The organism is Treponema sp. R6D11, from assembly GCF_054786075.1.
This window is the reverse complement of the sequence record NZ_BDHD01000514.1, coordinates 1-869: the sequence shown is the minus strand read 5'-3', so window position 1 is coordinate 869 and position 869 is coordinate 1. Positions and strand designations below refer to the sequence as shown.

1 protein-coding gene and 1 pseudogene are annotated in these 869 nt (G+C 52.8%); one reads left to right on the top strand and one right to left on the bottom strand.

The window, feature by feature from the left end; translation table 11 throughout:
• On the top strand, window positions 1–627 hold a 627-nt coding region (locus ACYVTD_RS14360), incomplete at its 5' end, for an ATP-binding cassette domain-containing protein (protein ID WP_461248399.1).
• Between the two features lie 41 nt (window positions 628–668).
• Here the strand turns inward: ACYVTD_RS14360 and ACYVTD_RS14355 are convergent.
• Window positions 669–836 (bottom strand): annotated as a pseudogene (locus tag ACYVTD_RS14355) (ATP-binding cassette domain-containing protein); the annotation flags it as partial.
• Window positions 837–869: the final 33 nt, after the last annotated feature.

The following is an 869-nucleotide window of genomic DNA, read 5'->3' as shown; positions in this document are numbered from 1 at the left end:
CAGCTCCTTACGGTAATAATGCTTGTCGCGGGCGGCTACTTCCTAATCAAGGGCTGGCTTACGCCAGGCGAATACATGGCGTTTTCCTCCCTCACATGGGCGCTTGCGATGCCGATGCAGATGTTAGGCCCTCTCCTCGCCGACCTTGAACGCTGGACTTCCGCAGGGCAGATGATCCGCGAAGTCGTGGAAGCGCCCAAGGGAATAAGCGACATGTCGGGGGCGGTTCAGCTAACGCAACGCCCAAAAGGGAAAATTGAATTCAGGGACGTAAAAATCACTATTGACGGAAACAAAATTCTTGAGGACATTAATTTTACGGCGGAAGCTGGTTCCACTATCGGAATACTCGGCAGTACGGGAGCTGGAAAAACTTCGCTCGTAAACCTGCTTGTGCGTTTTTACGAGCCGGACTACGGCGCGGTTCTTTTGGACGGCGTGGATGTAAGGCGTTATACGCTGTCTTCGTTAAGAAGGCAGATAGGGCTTGCCATGCAGGACGTGTTTTTGTTTTCCGATTCCGTAAAAGGCAATATAGCGTACGGCAGGCCTGAACTTAACGATGAAATCCTCTGCGCGATGATTATCTTTGTGCAGGGGAACTCCAGTTTTTCAAGATGTTCCTGAATATACTGCTCTGTCTCGCTGTCCACGGCGGACGTGGTGTCGTCCAAAACAAGAACCGCGGGTTCTACGGCAAGCGCCCTGGCGAGGGCGATCCTCTGCCTCTGTCCGCCTGAAATTCCGACCCCGCGCTCTCCTACCAACGTGTCATAGCCGTCCGCCATTTCATTGATAAAGTTGTCGGCGTCCGACTGCACCGCGCGTTTTTTAATTGTTTCATCGTTAAGTTCAGGCCTGCCGTACGC